Annotated in this window: 11 protein-coding genes; 5 read left to right on the forward strand and 6 right to left on the reverse strand. The window is 65.0% G+C overall.

Translation table 11 applies throughout. The annotated features are described in order from the left end of the window. Nucleotides 1–74 precede the first annotated feature (74 nt). A complete protein-coding gene (locus tag IV454_RS05315; RefSeq protein WP_206090628.1) occupies nucleotides 75–1,547 on the reverse strand; it encodes a serine hydrolase domain-containing protein in 1,473 nt (490 codons plus the stop codon). Nucleotides 1,548–1,788: 241 nt separating this feature from the next. On the opposite strand from IV454_RS05315, the gene IV454_RS05320 reads away from it, so the two are divergent. Beyond that, a complete protein-coding gene (locus tag IV454_RS05320) occupies nucleotides 1,789–4,038 on the forward strand; it encodes a PhoX family protein (RefSeq protein ID WP_206090629.1) in 2,250 nt (749 codons plus the stop codon). Nucleotides 4,039–4,568: 530 nt separating this feature from the next. Here the strand turns inward: IV454_RS05320 and IV454_RS05325 are convergent. From IV454_RS05325 to IV454_RS05345, 5 genes are all read right to left on the reverse strand, one after another. Then, nucleotides 4,569–4,919: a DUF5710 domain-containing protein gene (locus IV454_RS05325; protein WP_206090630.1), complete on the reverse strand. Its 351-nt coding sequence runs from the start codon at nucleotides 4,917–4,919 to the stop codon at nucleotides 4,569–4,571. 26 nt (nucleotides 4,920–4,945) lie between these two features. Then, complete coding sequence (gene rsmA, locus IV454_RS05330) at nucleotides 4,946–5,725, reverse strand: 16S rRNA (adenine(1518)-N(6)/adenine(1519)-N(6))-dimethyltransferase RsmA (protein WP_206090631.1); 780 nt, start codon at nucleotides 5,723–5,725, stop codon at nucleotides 4,946–4,948. 21 nt (nucleotides 5,726–5,746) lie between these two features. Continuing rightward, the gene (pdxA, locus tag IV454_RS05335; protein WP_206090632.1) at nucleotides 5,747–6,805 is read right to left on the reverse strand and encodes a 4-hydroxythreonine-4-phosphate dehydrogenase PdxA; all 1,059 of its coding nucleotides are present in this window, start codon (nucleotides 6,803–6,805) and stop codon (nucleotides 5,747–5,749) included. Nucleotides 6,806–6,809: 4 nt separating this feature from the next. Continuing rightward, nucleotides 6,810–8,204, reverse strand: a complete 1,395-nt coding sequence (locus tag IV454_RS05340; protein WP_206090633.1) for a peptidylprolyl isomerase — start codon at nucleotides 8,202–8,204, stop codon at nucleotides 6,810–6,812. A 74-nt stretch (nucleotides 8,205–8,278) separates the two neighbouring features. After that, nucleotides 8,279–10,507: an LPS-assembly protein LptD gene (locus tag IV454_RS05345; RefSeq protein ID WP_206090634.1), complete on the reverse strand. Its 2,229-nt coding sequence runs from the start codon at nucleotides 10,505–10,507 to the stop codon at nucleotides 8,279–8,281. A gap of 97 nt (nucleotides 10,508–10,604) precedes the next feature. Between IV454_RS05345 and IV454_RS05350 the strand changes: the two genes are divergently transcribed. Genes IV454_RS05350 through IV454_RS05365 form a run of 4 tightly spaced genes read left to right on the forward strand, consistent with a single transcriptional unit; the run spans nucleotide 10,605 to nucleotide 14,881 of the window. Further along, nucleotides 10,605–11,660 carry an aminoglycoside phosphotransferase family protein gene (locus IV454_RS05350; RefSeq protein WP_206090635.1) on the forward strand — a complete coding sequence of 352 codons (1,056 nt, stop codon included), beginning with the start codon at nucleotides 10,605–10,607 and terminating at the stop codon, nucleotides 11,658–11,660. A 13-nt stretch (nucleotides 11,661–11,673) separates the two neighbouring features. Continuing rightward, nucleotides 11,674–12,396 carry an N-acetylmuramate alpha-1-phosphate uridylyltransferase MurU gene (gene murU, locus IV454_RS05355; protein WP_206090636.1) on the forward strand — a complete coding sequence of 241 codons (723 nt, stop codon included), beginning with the start codon at nucleotides 11,674–11,676 and terminating at the stop codon, nucleotides 12,394–12,396. Next, nucleotides 12,393–13,736, forward strand: a complete 1,344-nt coding sequence (gene pepP, locus IV454_RS05360; protein WP_370663771.1) for a Xaa-Pro aminopeptidase — start codon at nucleotides 12,393–12,395, stop codon at nucleotides 13,734–13,736. The genes murU and pepP overlap by 4 nt, the downstream gene beginning before the upstream one ends. After that, a complete protein-coding gene (locus IV454_RS05365) occupies nucleotides 13,736–14,881 on the forward strand; it encodes an FAD-dependent monooxygenase (protein ID WP_206090637.1) in 1,146 nt (381 codons plus the stop codon). The genes pepP and IV454_RS05365 overlap by 1 nt, the downstream gene beginning before the upstream one ends. Nucleotides 14,882–14,888: the final 7 nt, after the last annotated feature.

A 14,888-nucleotide genomic window follows, 5' to 3' on the forward strand; every position in this document is an offset into this window, starting at 1 on the left:
CTCAAAAAGAATTGGATTTCAAGCCCGCTTCACAGCGGGCTTTTTTTTGTCCCGCTTTTCGCCCTGCTGGCGCTTTATTTCTTTTCCAGCGCGCTCAGGTGCGCTAGCGCGTTGCGGTTGTCCGGGTCCAGTTCCAGCGAACGACGGTAATGGCGGATCGCCAGCGCCGGGTCTTCAGCGGCTTGGTACGCTTCGGCCAGGCTGTCATGGGCGTTGGCGCTGTCCGGATACAGACGCGCAGCCAGGCCGAGCACCGCAATGGCCGGCTTGACCTGCTTACGCGACAGCAAGCGGTAGCCCCAGCCGTTCAGGCTGGCCTCGGACGGGTTGGGCACCGCATATTGCCGAATCACCTGGCGCAGTTGCCCGTCGATGTCATCGAAACCGCCGCGCCCGGTTTGTTCGCGCAAGCGATACAGGGCAAGCCCGCCGCCGCCGGTGGCGCGCAGCGCCGGCGCATACAGGCCGGCCACGGTGTCGATCAACTGCTCCGGCTGGGCGCCAGCCAGGTTGGTCAGGATAATCACCGCCAGGTCGTCGTCCGGATAAATATAGAAGGCCGAACGCCCGCCCCCGATCCCCGCCAGCGCCCGGTGCGCCTGTGCGCCGCGGCGGATCGCCGGCCAGCCCATGGCCCACGGGGCCGGCCGTCCATCGGCGAACGAGGACGGGGTCCACATCGCCGCCATGCTCGCCGGCTGGAGCAGGCGTCCCTGCTGCAGGGCCACGATCCACTTGCCCAGTTCGGTCGCGCTGGTATTGATACCGGCGCCCGTGCGCATCGCCGCCGGAAACTCTTCGACCACGTTGCGCAGCTGGCCGTCGCGCCCGAAGCGGTAGGAATTGGCCTTGTTCCTGATGACGTCGGCGCTGTCGCCGAAGCTGCTGTCGGGCATGCCGACCACGTCGAACTGCCGGTGCCGGATGAACGCCAGGAAGGGCTCGCCGCTCAGGCGGTCGATGATTTTCCCAAGCAACACGTAGTTGGTCTGGTTATAGCTGAAGCGCTGGCCCGGCGCGAACTGAACCGGCAAGGTTTGCGCGCTCTTCCAGGCACCGTCCATGCCGCCCGGCAGCAGGTCGCCTTCCGCATCGAGGACGTCGGGCAGTCCGGATGTGTGATTGAGTAACTGGGCGATGGTGACGCCCTGCCAGGCGGCCGGCAAGCCGTCCAGATAGCGCGATACCGGCGCGTCGAGCGCGAGCTTGCCCTGTTCAAGCAGCTGCATGATGGCCACGCCCGTAAATGACTTGGTCCCGGAATTGATCGAAAACACGGTGCGATCGTCGACCGGTACCCCGTGCTGGATGTTGGCCACGCCAAGCGCGCGCGAGAACACCACTTTTTGATGGCGGATCACGGCAATCTGCAAGCCCGGAATGCGCCGTTCCTGCATTTCGGCGCGCATGAATGCCAGCACGGCCTTGCTGGCGGCGCTATCGGCCTTGGCATCGGCCTTGACGGGCGGTGCCGCCAGGACGCTCGCGCCCGGCAAGCCCATCGCCAAGCTCGCGAGCAGGAAACACAGTGTGCGGGGAAAATTCATCGGATCACATTCCTTCAGAGAGAGGGCAAATCATTCGGCAAGCCAACTCCCATCATGGCATGAACACGGTCAATGTTGGCGCTTTGGAAACCATATTTCTGCATGGATCGCCTTGCGCGGCCATGTCCCCGGATCGACAGGCTGCCGTTTGTCATCATCCTGTCATCTTGCCGTCACGGCACGGTCATCTGGGCTGGCTAGAATCCGGCTTGCTCAATCAACCCCCAGCCATAGGACCTTCATGAACAAGCCAAACGATCCGGTTCGCGCCATCGATCCGGATGATATCGACTGCAACGATTCGCCGAACGAACACTTCAACACGGTGCTCAATGCCCGCCTGAGCCGCCGCAGCCTGCTGCGCGGCGGCATGGCATCGGCCGCCACGGCGATCTTCGGCGCAGTCGGTTTATCGGCCTGCAGCAGCGATGACAGCCCCGGCCCGGTGACCCCGACGCCAACCCCGCCGCCGGTCCCGGCGGAAAAGCTGCTGGCGTTTGCCGCCGTTCCGAAAAGTCTGGCCGACATGGTCACGGTCCCGGCCGGCTACACCGCGTCGGTGATCTATGCGCTGGGCGACCCGCTCAACGGCACCACCCCCGCCTACAAGAACGATGGCACCGACGATAACTTCGACACCCGCGCCGGCGACCACCACGACGGCATGGAGTTCTATGGCCTGTCGGCCACCGGCAGCGCCAGCACCAGCAGTTCGGAGCGCGGCCTGCTGGCCGTGAACCACGAAGCGACCACCGACGCGAAACTGTCGTCCTTCTTCCTGCACGCCAATGGCGGCGCCACCACCCTGCCGCGCCCCGCCGCGGAAGTGGACAAGGAAATCGCCATCCACGGCGTGAGCGTGGTCGAAGTCAAAAAGACCGGCACGGCCTGGGCCTATGTGCGCGAATCGTCCTTCAACCGCCGCCTGACGCCGCTGTCCGACATCGAGCTGTCCGGTCCCGCGCGCGGCAATGCGCTGCTGGTGACCAAATACTCGCCGACCGCGACCAAGACGCGCGGCACCCTGAACAACTGCGGTACCGGCAAGTCGCCGTGGGGTTCGTTCCTGACGGGCGAAGAAAACTGGGCCGGCTACTTCACGCGCGGCGCCGCCGACGATGCCGCGCGCGGCAACGACAAGAGCGTGACCTCGCTCAAGCGCTATGGCCGCGCCCAAGGCGCGGCCTCGCGCCACGGCTGGGAAAGCGCCGGCAGCGACGACAAATACGCGCGCTGGGACATCAGCAGGAAAGGCGCGTCGCTCGATGGCAGCGACGACTACCGCAACGACATCAACGGCATGGGCTACATCGTCGAAATGGCCCCGTACGACAAGTCGAAATCGGCCAAAAAGCGCACGGCCCTGGGCCGCTACGCCCACGAAAGCGCCGCCTTCGGCAACCCGGTCGCCGGCCAGCCGCTGGCCGTGTACATGGGCGACGATTCGCGCAACGAGTACATTTACAAATTCGTCTCGAGCGCCGTGTGGGCCGCCGCCGACGCCAGTGCGCCCGACCGCGTCGCCATGGGCGACAAATACCTCGACAGCGGCAAGCTGTACGTGGCCAGGATGAACCCGGACGGCAGCGGCCAGTGGATCGAACTGAACATCTCGAACGCCGCCATCGCCGGCAACAGCGTGTACAAGTTCGCCGACCAGGCCGACGTGCTGGTCAACGCCCGCCTGGCCGCCGATGCGGTAGGCGCGACCAAGATGGACCGTCCGGAATGGTGCTCGGTCAATCCGGCCAACGGCGAAATCTACTACTCGCTGACCAACAACTCGAACCGCGCCGTCGACCCGACCTCGTCGCAACTGGCGCCGGACGGCCCCAATCCGCGCGCTTACACCGACATGAAGGGCAGCAGCGCCCAGAGCGGCAACCCGAACGGCCATCTGCTGCGCATGAAGGAAGGTGCCGGCGCCACCGCGGCCACCAGCTTTACCTGGGACGTGTACCTGTTCGGCGCCGAAGCCGGTGCCAGCGGCGGCTTCGTGAACCTGTCGAGCCTGACCGCGGACCAGGATTTTTCGAGCCCGGACGGCCTGGCATTCAGCCCGTACACCGGCATCTGCTGGATCCAGACCGACGATGGCGCGTACACCGACGTCACCAACTGCATGATGCTCGCCGCAATTCCGGGCACGGTCGGCGACGGCGCCAAGGTAACCTTGAACCATCCGAAGGCCAATGGCGGCACCCTGGCGGTCGATACCTACGTGGGCAAGAAGCCGACCGCGGACACGCTCAAGCGCTTCCTGGTCGGCCCGTCGGGTTGCGAAATCACCGGCCTGTGCGAAACGCCGGATGGCAAGTCGATGTTCATCAACATCCAGCACCCGGGCGAGACCACGGCGCAGGCCAATCTGGGCGATCCGTCGAAATACACCAGCCAGTGGCCGAGCAACGCGGGCTACGGCGCGGGCAAGCGCCCACGCTCGGCGACCATCGTGATTACCAAGAACGATGGCGGGCGGATCGGGACGTAAGGACCACGAAACTAAAACCTTTTCCCAGTAAACTACAAACCGTCATTCCCGCGCAGGTCCCAGTTTCTATGAAACTCCTCAAATCTCTTGGAACTGTGCAAAGTGCGAGGGCGCTTCCAAATGGCGCTAACCTAAGCTCCGTCATTCCTGCCATTGGCAGAAATGACTTCCCGCGCAGGTCCCAGTTTCTATGAAACTCCTCAAATCTCTGGGAACTGTGCAAAGTGCAAGGGCGCTTCCAAATGGCGCTAACCTAAGCTCCGTCATTCCTGCCATTGGCAGAAATGACTTCCCGCGCAGGCGGGAATCCATAGCACATTCGTATATCGACGGTGCTATGGGGGAAACGCATGCGTTTCCGCCTGCGCGGGAGCGACGGTTTCGAGGTTTGGAGTCGCAAAGCTGCTCAAATTAGCGGCAAAGACTAGTTCCTGGAGAGGCGGGAATGACGGTTTTGAGGTTGGTGGTCGCAAAGCCGCTTAACTGAGTGACAGGAAGTCATTTCCGCCAAATGGCAGAAATGACGGGGGTCAGGTCGTCAGCCCGCCCACAATCCGCAGCACCTCGGCGCGGGCAGCCGCCCATCCAGACGCCGCCAGCTTCGGCCCGCACTCCGCACACGCCTCAAACGGATTGCACCCGTGTTCCAGCGCCACATAGCGCGCTCCCACGACCTGCTTGCCCACATACGAATCGACCCTGCCCGCCGGAGCGCCGGAGGCCTTGGCGGGGCCTGGCGCCGCGCCCTTGAGCACCCAGCGCTGGAACGGCGCCGCATCCACGCCGTCGGGCACGTACCACAGCTTGCTATCCTTGTTCCAGCGCGCGCCCAGGGCCTTGGCCTCGTCTTTTTCGGCGTACGGCACTTTCAGCATGATCATGACAATGCTCCCGTCAGGTCGGCCAGTCAGGCCGGTTGCTTGAGCAAATTGGACAGCGCCACATACTGCTCCAGGCTGACCGTCTCCGGACGGGTCGACGGATCGATGCCCGCCTCGATCAACTGCGCCTCGGTAAACATCCCGGCCACGCAGTTGCGGATCACCTTCCGGCGCTGCGAAAATGCCTTCATCACCACCGCTTCAAGCGTTGGCCCGTCGCAGGCCAGCTTGCGCGCGGTCGGCACCATGCGCACGATCGCCGATTCCACCTGCGGCGGCGGATCGAAGGCGGTCGGCGGCACGATGAACATGAGCGACATGTCGTAGCGCCACTGCAGCATCACGGACAGGCGTCCGTACACCTTGCTGCCGGGCGCCGCCACCATGCGCTCGACCACTTCCTTCTGCAGCATGAAATGCTGGTCTTCGATCAGGTGCGCGAATTCGGCCAGGTGAAACAAGAGCGGGCTCGAAATATTGTATGGCAGGTTGCCGACCACCCTGAGCTTCTGCGCTTGCGGCACCGGAATCTGGCCGTAGTCGAACTTGAGCGCGTCGCCCGAGTGGATGGTCAGCTTCTCGCGCGGGAAGTTGTTTTCCAGGCGCGCGACCAGGTCGCGGTCCAGTTCCACCACGTGCATATGGTCCAGGCGCTTGAGCAGCAGCGCCGTCATGGCGGCCAGGCCCGGCCCGATTTCGACCATCGCCTGGCCCTTCTCGGGTCCGATGGCGTCGATGATGTTATCGAGGACGAGTTTGTCGGTCAAAAAATTCTGGCCGAAGCGCTTGCGGGCGACGTGTTTCATATTCTTCTTCTCAAAATCTGTTTAAAGGCGCGATGCACCATGGGTAGCAGCGGCGTCCACCATGTGCAGGGCGGTGCGGATGGCTTGTTCCATGCTGCCGCAGTCGGCGCGGCCCAGGCCCGCCGCAGCCAGGTCGAGCGCGGTGCCGTGGTCGACCGAGGTGCGGATCAGCGGCAGGCCGAGCGTGATGTTCACGCCGCGTCCGAAGGTGGCGTATTTGAGCACCGGCAGGCCCTGGTCGTGGTACATGGCCAGCACGCAGTCGGCTTCCATCAGGTATTTGGGCTGGAACAGGGTATCGGCCGGATACGGCCCGCGCGCGTCGATGCCGAGCGCGCGCGCCTGCTCCAGTGCCGGCGTGATGGTGTCGATTTCTTCGCGCCCCAGGTAGCCGTTCTCGCCCGCGTGCGGATTGAGGCCGGTGACCAGGATGCGCGGCTCGGCAATGCCGAATTTGGTTTTCAGGTCGTGATGAATGATGCCGATCACCCGCCCCAGACCCTCGCGCGTGATCGCCGCCGAGACATCCTTGAGCGGCAAATGGGTGGTGGCCAGCGCCACCCGCAGCGGCAGCTTGTCGGCTTCGGTCGCGCCGGCCAGCATCATCACCACCTGCGCGGTGCCGGTCATGTCGGCCAGGTATTCGGTGTGGCCCGAAAAGGCCACGCCGGCATCGTTGATGGTGCTCTTTTGCAGGGGCGCGGTGACGATGGCGTCGAACCAGCCGGCGCGCGCGCCTTCGACCGCCAGGTCGAGCGTGGCCAGCACCGCGCGCCCGTTGGCCGGATCGAGCACACCCGGCACCACATGGGCGCCGAGCGGCACGTCGATCACGGCGATGCGCGAAGGCCCGAAGTGCGGCAGGCCGCCATTGCGCAGCGCCTGCACCGACAGCGCGGCCAGTTTGATAGCGGGGTCGATCAGGCTGGCGGTGAGCGCCAGGAAGGCGGCGTCGCCGAGCAGCACGCAGTTGACCTGCGCGCGCATGGCCCAGGCGGCGCGGATCGAGATTTCCGGCCCGATCCCGGCCGGTTCGCCCGTGGTGATGGCGATCGCCGGCCGTGTGCTTGCCTGGTGCATCGGCTTACTTGTTTTCGTCGCGGAACTCGACGTAGGCGCGGTCGCGCACCTGGCGCGCCCAGTCTTCGGTGGCTTCTTCGAGCTTGCGGTCGCGGATTACCTGGCGCGCGGCCGTGCGCACCCGTTCCTTGTTCTGGTCGTCGCTCTTGCGTTCCAGGACTTCGATCAGGTGGAAACCATACGGCGTTTCGACCACGCCGCTCAACTCGCCCGGCTTGAGCGTGCTCATGGCGGTCTCGAATTCGGGTACGACGTCGCCCGGGTACAGCCAACCGAGGTCGCCGCCCTTGCTGGCCGAACCGTCGTTGGAGAACAGGCGCGCCAGTTCCTCGAACTTGGCGGCCTTGTTGTCGAGGCGTTCCTTCAATTCGGTCAGCTTGCGCTTGGCGTCGGCCGCCGTCATGGTCGGGCTGACCTTGAGCAGGATGTGGCGCGCGTGGGTCTGCTGCACCGCCGCCGGCGCACTGGCGTCGGCCAGGTTGCGCTTGTCGACCATCTTGAGGATGTGGAAACCGGTGGTGCTTTTCAGGACCGGCGTGACCTGGCCCGGCTTGAGCTTGGACAGGGCGTCGGAGAACAGCGGCGGCAGGCGTTCGGCGGCGCGCCAGCCGATTTCGCCGCCTTTGAGCGCGTCGCTCGAATCGGAATAGGTGGCGGCGATCTTGGCGAAGTCCGCGCCGGTACGCAGCTGGCGCATCACCTCGTCGGCGCGCGCGCGGCGTGCGGCGATCTGCTCGGGCGAGGCGTTTTCGGGGATGCGCACCATGATCTGCGACAGGTTCATTTCGACCTTGTCGGCGGCGGCGGCTTTTTCGGCGGCCAGGTAGGTGTCCACTTCGGCGTCGGAAATCTGGATCTTGTTGTCGACTTCATGCTCGCGCAGGCGCTGCATCATGATTTCGCTGCGGATCTCTTCGCGGAAAGCGGCGAAGGTGGTGCCGCTCTTTTCCATCTGGTTGCGCATGTCCTGCACCGACATCTTTTGCTGCTCGGCGATGCGGCCGATGGCGCGGTCGAGCATGGTGTCGTCGACACGCACGCCCATTTCCTTGGCCAGCTGCATCTGGGCGCGTTCGACGATCATGCGCTCGATGACCTGGCGCTGCAGGTCGGCCGCTTCGGGCACGGGCGCGTTCTGCGACTTCATCGCGCCTTCGACGGCGCGCACGCGCGCGGCGATTTCATTGCGGGTGATGACTTCATCGTTGACCACCACGGCGATCGAATCGATGACATTGGCGGAGGCCGAGGCCGGCGGCAGGAAGCCGCTCGACGGCTTGGCCGCCGGCGCTGGCGCCGGCTTGACCGGGGCGCCTGGCTTGGCGGGAGCGCCCTGCGCGACGGCCTGTCCTGTGCACAGGGCGCACAGCAAGGTCGCTGCGATCTTGAGTTGGTGCATACGGATATTACGCATAATCTGGGAAGCACTCATATTCAGGTGAAATTCGGTGAATAAAAAATCCGACGTCCCGCTTAACGGCCCGGGCCCGGATTGAGCCTCGTATAACCTGGAACGCTCTTGTAAAACGAGTCGAGCGGATTGCCGAAACCAAGCTTGGACAGGCCGTTCAGCTCAAGCTGGACGAACGCCTGGGTCGAGGTATTGCGCGTGGTCGTCACAAAACGCTGACCGCCCATGCGGAACACCCAGCAATCGGCCTGGTATTCCAGCCCGACCAGGCTTTCGACCACCTTGTGGCTCAGGACCGAGTAATTCATCCGGCCCACGCCATACCAGCGCTTCGAGAGCGGCCACTGGGACGATATCATCGCATTCTTGACGCTGTCGCGCAGGAAGCGATATTCCGCGTTGATGACTTTTTTCTCGCCCGGCTGCCACTGCACCCCGTAGTTGGACGCGACCACGCTGCTGGCGCTGGCATTGTATTGCACCGCGCTGTCGAAGTTCCATTTCTCGGAAATCCGTCCGGACGCCTGCAGCAGCACGTCGGAGCGGCTTTCGGTGCGCGGCGCGTTGGCCTGCAGCTGCACCCTCTGCTCGTTCAGATAATAACGCTGCCCGAACACCAGGCGCAGGCGCTCGGCGCCGTTCGACTCCAGAAAGCGTGAGACCAGGGCCGCCGTCATTTGGTTCGCGTCCGACACCCGGTCGTTGCCGATAAAGCGGTTTTCGCTGAAGATCTGGGCCATGTTGAAGCTGGCTTCGAAGGTATCGAAATTCGGAAACTTGCTCTGGTCCTTGTACGGCGTGTACACGTAGAACAGGCGCGGTTCGAGCGTCTGCGTCATCTGGCGTCCGACCAGCTTGGCATCGCGCTCGAACACCAGGCCGCTGTCGAGCGAAAAGGTGGGCAGCACGCGCGTGAGCGAGGTCGGGGCGTTGGCGACGCTGTCGACACCACGGCCAAGCTCGTACGCGCTGGCGTGCAGGCTGAGCTTGGGCGTGATGTGGTAACCGGGACGCACGATCGGATAACTGATCTGCGGCATCACGACCGCACGGTTGCCGGTCGGCAGGTCCGGATGGGAAAAACGGGTCATTTCGGTGTCGACCGCCCAGTCGAAGCCGTTGACGTCGTAGCGGCCGGAATGAAACAACAGTTCCGGCAGGCGCGCATACGGACGCGCAATGAAGAAATTCGGATCCTGCAAAATCTGGTAGCTTTGCGCCCGCAGCGACATATTCCAGTGCTCGGCGCGATAGTCGGTGCGCACTTCGCGCACCAGCTGGCGTTCGGCGCTGCTGGAAATCGATTGCGAGAAGTCGCTCGGATAATTGTCATCCGAGGCCCCGTTCAGGTTCCAGCCCAGGGACAGGCCGCGCGCGATGCCCTGGTTGTGCAGGGAATTGATGCGCCAGCGGTCGGTCTTGGTGATCTTATCGTTGGGCAAAACTTCGGCATGGGTCTGGCCGGCATAGCCGCCATAGTCGTTTTCGCCCAGATAGCGCGCGGTGGCGCCGAACTGGATGCCGCGGTCGAGCATCCAGCGCGGATACAGGGTCAGGTCGCGGTTGGGCGCGATGTTCACGTAGTAAGGCTGCAAGACCTCGGCGCGGCCCTTGGAGCGCAGGCCCACGGTCGGCGGCAGCCAGCCCGAGCGGCGCGCGCCCGACAGCGAGAACGATAGCGCCGGCGTGCCGATGATCGGCACACCCTTGAAATAGATCACGGTCTTGCCGGCCACGCCGACGTCGCGCCCGGCGTCCAGGCGCAGGGTGTTCGACTTGAGGTACCAGTCGGGCGTGAGGCCTTCGCAGGTGGTGTAGGTACCGTCGCTGACGATGGCTTCGTCTTCGCTGATGAAATCGACCCGCCTGGCCGCGCCCTGCGCGTTGTTGAGTCCCATGCGGTACTCGGGACGCAGCACCCAGCCCTTGCCCGAAGACAAGTTCAGCTGCAGCTCATCGCCCTTGTAGGTATCGCCGAAGCGTTCCATCCAGACATTGCCGTTGGCGGTGACTTCATTCTCGACGTTCTTGAAACAGGCGCGGTCGGCTTTCATCCGGGTTTGTCCCCGGCTCAGTTCGACACTGCGCTCAAGAATGAGTTCGCGTTCGGGGCGGCCGGAAATTTCCTCTGCGCGTACGGTCACGGGCAGGTTCGGATCTTCGGTACGTTCGCGCTTTTGGACGTTCTGGACGGTTTGGGCGTGCAAGGGCACCGCGGTGGCGGTGACGAGCGCCGTCAGGGCATAGGCCCAACGCTGCGAGGGGAGAGCTGCCGGTTTTTTCCAGCTCATGAAATGACGTGTGCAAACACCATGGCAGGCGATTTTTTGAGTTTAATCCCTTATTATATGGGAATCTTCATCTTCAATCGGATTCTCAGGCTGCATCATGTCTTCAACCCTCCCCACCGCCCCCGCAACATCGTCGGACACCCGCCTGACGCAGCTCACCACCTGGCTCGATACCCTGGGCTTGGTGCAGGTCGAATCGCGCCGTCCGGCCTCGGCCGACGCCAGCTTCCGCCGCTACTTCCGGCTCAACGTCGCGCCCGCACTGCGCGCCAAACTGGGCGACACCCTGATCGCCATGGATGCCCCGCCCGAGCGCGAAAACGTGCCGGCCTTCATCCACGTGCAAGGCTTGCTGCTGGCGGCCGGCGTGTCGGTGCCGGCCATCGTGGCGCAGGATGTGGCCAATGGCTTCCTGCTGCTGTCCGACCTGGGCAGCACCACTTACCTGCAGCGCCTCGACGTCGACAATGCGCCCTTCATGTACTCGGATTCGGTGGACGCGCTGATCAAGTTCCAGCTTGCCAGCGAACCGGGCGTGCTGCCCGACTACGACCGCGCCTTCATCGAGCGCGAGCTGAACCTGTTCCCGGAATGGTTCGTCGGCAAGCACCTTGGCGTGACCATGACGCCGGCACAAAGTGCCACCCTGACCAAGGTGTTCGAGGCGATCATCGCCAACAACCTGGCCCAGCAACAGGTTTTCATGCACCGCGATTTCCATTCGCGCAACCTGATGTTCATGGACCAGGGCAATCCCGGCGTGCTGGACTTCCAGGATGCCGTGTTCGGCCCGGTCACCTATGACCTGGCCTCGCTGCTGCGCGACGCCTATGTGCAGTGGGATGAAGAAATCGTGCTCGACTGGGTGGTGCGCTACTGGCAGCGCGCCAAGGCGGTCGGGCTGCCGGTCAATCCGGACATCGACGCGTTTTACCAGGACTTCGAATTCATGGCCTTGCAGCGCCACCTGAAAATCCTCGGCATCTTCTGCCGCCTGAACTACCGCGACGGCAAGAGCGCCTACCTGGGCGATCTGCCGACCGTGATCGACTACGTGCGCAAGACCTGCAACCGCTACATCGTCCTCAAACCGCTGGCGCGCCTGCTCGACGCCTTCGAGGACAAGGTGCCGCAAGTGGGCTACACCTTCTGATGCGGGGCCACTCATGAAAGCCATGATCCTGGCCGCCGGCCGCGGCGAACGCATGCGGCCACTGACCGACCATTGTCCCAAGCCGCTGCTGAAAGTGCGCGGCCGCCCGCTGATCGTCTGGCACATCCTGAACCTGGTGCGCGCCGGGATCACCGAGATCGTCATCAACCACGCGTACATGGGCGAGATGATCGAGCGCGAACTGGGCGACGGCGGCAAGTACGGCGCGCGCATTGCCTACTCGCCCGAAACGGTGGCGCTGGAGACGGCCGGCGGCATCGCCAAAGCGCTGCCCCTGCTGGGCGACGAACCGTTCCTGGTGCTGTCGGCCGACATCTACTGCCCCTACTTCGATTTTTCCCAGGTCACCGACGTGCTGGTGGACGAAGACATGTGGGGCAATCCCTACCCGCCTGAAAAGCGCGACGCCTGCTGGATTTACCTCACGCCGAATCCCTTCCACAATCCCAAGGGCGACTTCGGCCTGACCATGTACCAGGTGGCCAACCATGCCGCGACGATGTGGAATTTCTCGAACATCGGCGTGTACCGGCCGGAGATGTTCAAGGCGATCGCCCCGGGCACGCATGCGCGCCTGGGCACCCTGATCCGCCAGTACGCGGACCTGGGCCAGGTGGGCGGCGAAATCTATGAAGGCGACTGGGTCAACGTCGGCACGGTGGCGCAGCTCGACGAACTGAACGCGCCGCCTGGCGCGCGCAAAGGGGCACCATGAACGACGCCATGACCGGCGCCTTCGCGGCGCGGCGCGCGCGCCTGTGCGCGGCGATGCAGCCGGGCGCGGTGGCGATCCTGCCGACCGCGCCGGAAGTGCAGCGCAACAGCGACAGCGACTATCCCTACCGCCACGACAGCTATTTTTACTACCTGACCGGCTTCACGGAACCGGACAGCGTGCTGGTACTGGTGGCCGGCCACGGCAGCACGGCGGCGCAGGCGATCCTGTTCTGCCGCCAGAAGAACGTCGAGCGCGAAATCTGGGATGGCTTTCGCCACGGTCCCGAGGGTGCGCGCCTCGCCTTCGGCGTCGATGCCGCGTTCCCGATCGAGGAACTCGATACCGAAATGGCCAGGCTGCTGGCCAACGCCCCGGCGGCGTATTACGCGCTCGGGCACAGCGCCGCGCTCGACATGCAAATGAAGAACTGGCTGCTGGCGGTGCGGCGCCAGGCGCGCACCGGCGTCACCGCGCCGGCCGTGGCGCACGACCTGCTGGCGATCCTCGATGAAATGCGCCTGTTCAAGGACGACCACGAACAAGCCGTCATGCTGCGCGCCGCCACCATCTCGGGCAAGGCGCACGAACGCGCCATGCGCGCCTCGAAACCCGGCATGTACGAATACGAGATCGAGGCCGAAGTGCTGCACGAGTTTCGCCGCAGCGGCGCCCAGTATCCGGCCTACACGCCGATCGTGGCGTCGGGCGCGAACGCCTGCGTGCTGCACTACAACGCCAACAACGCGCAAACGCGCGACGGCGACCTGGTGCTGATCGACGCCGGCTGTGAACTGGATAGCTACGCCGCCGACATCACCCGCACCTACCCCGTCAACGGCCGCTTCAGCGGCCCGCAGCGTGTGCTGTACGAGCTGGTGCTGGCAGCGCAGAACGCGGCGCTGGCGGTGGTGCGGCCCGGCCGCAAGTACAGCGACATCCACGATGCCGCCACGCGCGTGCTGGCACAGGGCATGCTCGACCTGGGCCTGCTGGACAAGGGCAAGTTCGGCGGCGTCGACGACGTCATCGCCGAGCGCGCGCAGCAGCAGTTCTACATGCACGGCACCGGCCACTGGCTGGGCCTGGACGTGCACGATGCCGGCGCTTACCGCGACCTCGCGGTGGAAGACAAGCCATCGCGCCCGCTGCAGCCCGGCATGGTGCTGACGGTGGAACCGGGCATTTATGTGCGGCCGGCCGACGGCGTGCCGGAACAGTTCTGGCACATCGGCATCCGCATCGAGGATGACGTGCTGGTCACCCCGGGCGGACATACCATCCTGAGCGCTTGCGCCCCCAAGCTGGCGGACGATATCGAACAACTGATGCGAACCTGATGGATAACACACACACATTCGACGTGGCGATCTGCGGCGCCGGCCCGGTGGGCATGGCGCTGGCCGCCCTGCTGGCGCGGCGCGGCATGGATGACAAGCGCATTGGCCTGATCGACGCCAGGGCGCTGGGCGCGGCGCTGGGCGACCCGCGCTCGATCGCGCTGTCGTACGGCAGCCGCCTGCTGCTGGAAGAAATCGGCGCCTGGCCTCTTCCCGCCACGGCCATCCATCAGGTCCACGTGTCGCGCCGCGGCCATTTCGGGCGCAGCCTGATCGACCGCGCCGAGCATGGCGTGGAGGCGCTCGGTTACGTGGCGCGCTACGGCGACCTGGTGTCGGCCCTGTCGGCGGCATGCGAACGCGCCGGCGTGGTGGCGCTACGGCCGGCGCGCGTGAGCGGCCACACGGAGCGTGCCGACGGGGTCGGGCTGACCCTCGACGATGGCCGCGCGCTGGACGCCGCGGTGGTGGTGCAGGCCGAAGGCGGCGTGTTCGGCGAACAGGATGCCAGGTCGCGCACGCACGACTACCGGCAGACGGCGGTGATTGCGCGGATCAGCGCCAGCGCGCCGCTTGCACACCGCGCGTACGAGCGCTTTACCGGCGACGGGCCGCTGGCCTTGCTGCCGCAGGACGGCGCCGATGGCCATCAGTATGCGCTGGTGTGGTGCGTGCGGCCGGAGCGCGCGCAGGCGCTGCTGGCGCTCGATGATGCGGCCTTCCTGGCGCAGCTGGGCGAGGCCTTCGGGCAGCGCCTGGGACGATTTACCGCGACCGGCGCGCGCAGTGCCTATCGGCTCGGGCTCAATGCCGAACCGGCTGCGACAAAGCGCACGGTGGCGATCGGAAATGCGGCCCAGACCTTGCACCCGGTGGCGGGACAGGGCTTGAACCTGGGCTTGCGCGACGCCGCCGTGCTGGCGCGGCTGCTTGCGCGCGAGGCCGGGCCGGCGGCACTAAGCGCGTTCGCGGGCGAGCGCCAGACCGACCGCAAGCTGGTGGTGGAGCTGACCGACACGATGGCGCGCGCGTTCGCGCACAAGGGACCGGGGCAGGCGCTGCTCGGATTGTCGCTTGGCTTGCTCGACACATTCAACCCGGCGAAAAATCTGCTGGGTGAATGGATGATGTTCGGACGGCGCTGATACCGGC

This window comes from Massilia antarctica, assembly GCF_015689335.1.
GTDB lineage: Bacteria > Pseudomonadota > Gammaproteobacteria > Burkholderiales > Burkholderiaceae_D > Telluria_A > Telluria_A antarctica.

Excerpts from the sequence above, each read along its gene's own strand:
- rsmA (WP_206090631.1), bottom strand. The coding sequence starts at position 5,725 with ATGAAACACGTCGCCCGCAAGCGCTTCGGCCAGAATTTTTTGACCGAC.
- IV454_RS05350 (WP_206090635.1), top strand. The coding sequence starts at position 10,605 with ATGTCTTCAACCCTCCCCACCGCCCCCGCAACATCGTCGGACACCCGC.
- IV454_RS05340 (WP_206090633.1), bottom strand. The coding sequence starts at position 8,204 with ATGCACCAACTCAAGATCGCAGCGACCTTGCTGTGCGCCCTGTGCACA.
- pdxA (WP_206090632.1), bottom strand. The coding sequence starts at position 6,805 with ATGCACCAGGCAAGCACACGGCCGGCGATCGCCATCACCACGGGCGAA.
- pepP (WP_370663771.1), top strand. The coding sequence starts at position 12,393 with ATGAACGACGCCATGACCGGCGCCTTCGCGGCGCGGCGCGCGCGCCTG.
- IV454_RS05320 (WP_206090629.1), top strand. The coding sequence starts at position 1,789 with ATGAACAAGCCAAACGATCCGGTTCGCGCCATCGATCCGGATGATATC.
- IV454_RS05345 (WP_206090634.1), bottom strand. The coding sequence starts at position 10,507 with ATGAGCTGGAAAAAACCGGCAGCTCTCCCCTCGCAGCGTTGGGCCTAT.
- IV454_RS05325 (WP_206090630.1), bottom strand. The coding sequence starts at position 4,919 with ATGATCATGCTGAAAGTGCCGTACGCCGAAAAAGACGAGGCCAAGGCC.
- IV454_RS05315 (WP_206090628.1), bottom strand. The coding sequence starts at position 1,547 with ATGAATTTTCCCCGCACACTGTGTTTCCTGCTCGCGAGCTTGGCGATG.
- murU (WP_206090636.1), top strand. The coding sequence starts at position 11,674 with ATGAAAGCCATGATCCTGGCCGCCGGCCGCGGCGAACGCATGCGGCCA.
- IV454_RS05365 (WP_206090637.1), top strand. The coding sequence starts at position 13,736 with ATGGATAACACACACACATTCGACGTGGCGATCTGCGGCGCCGGCCCG.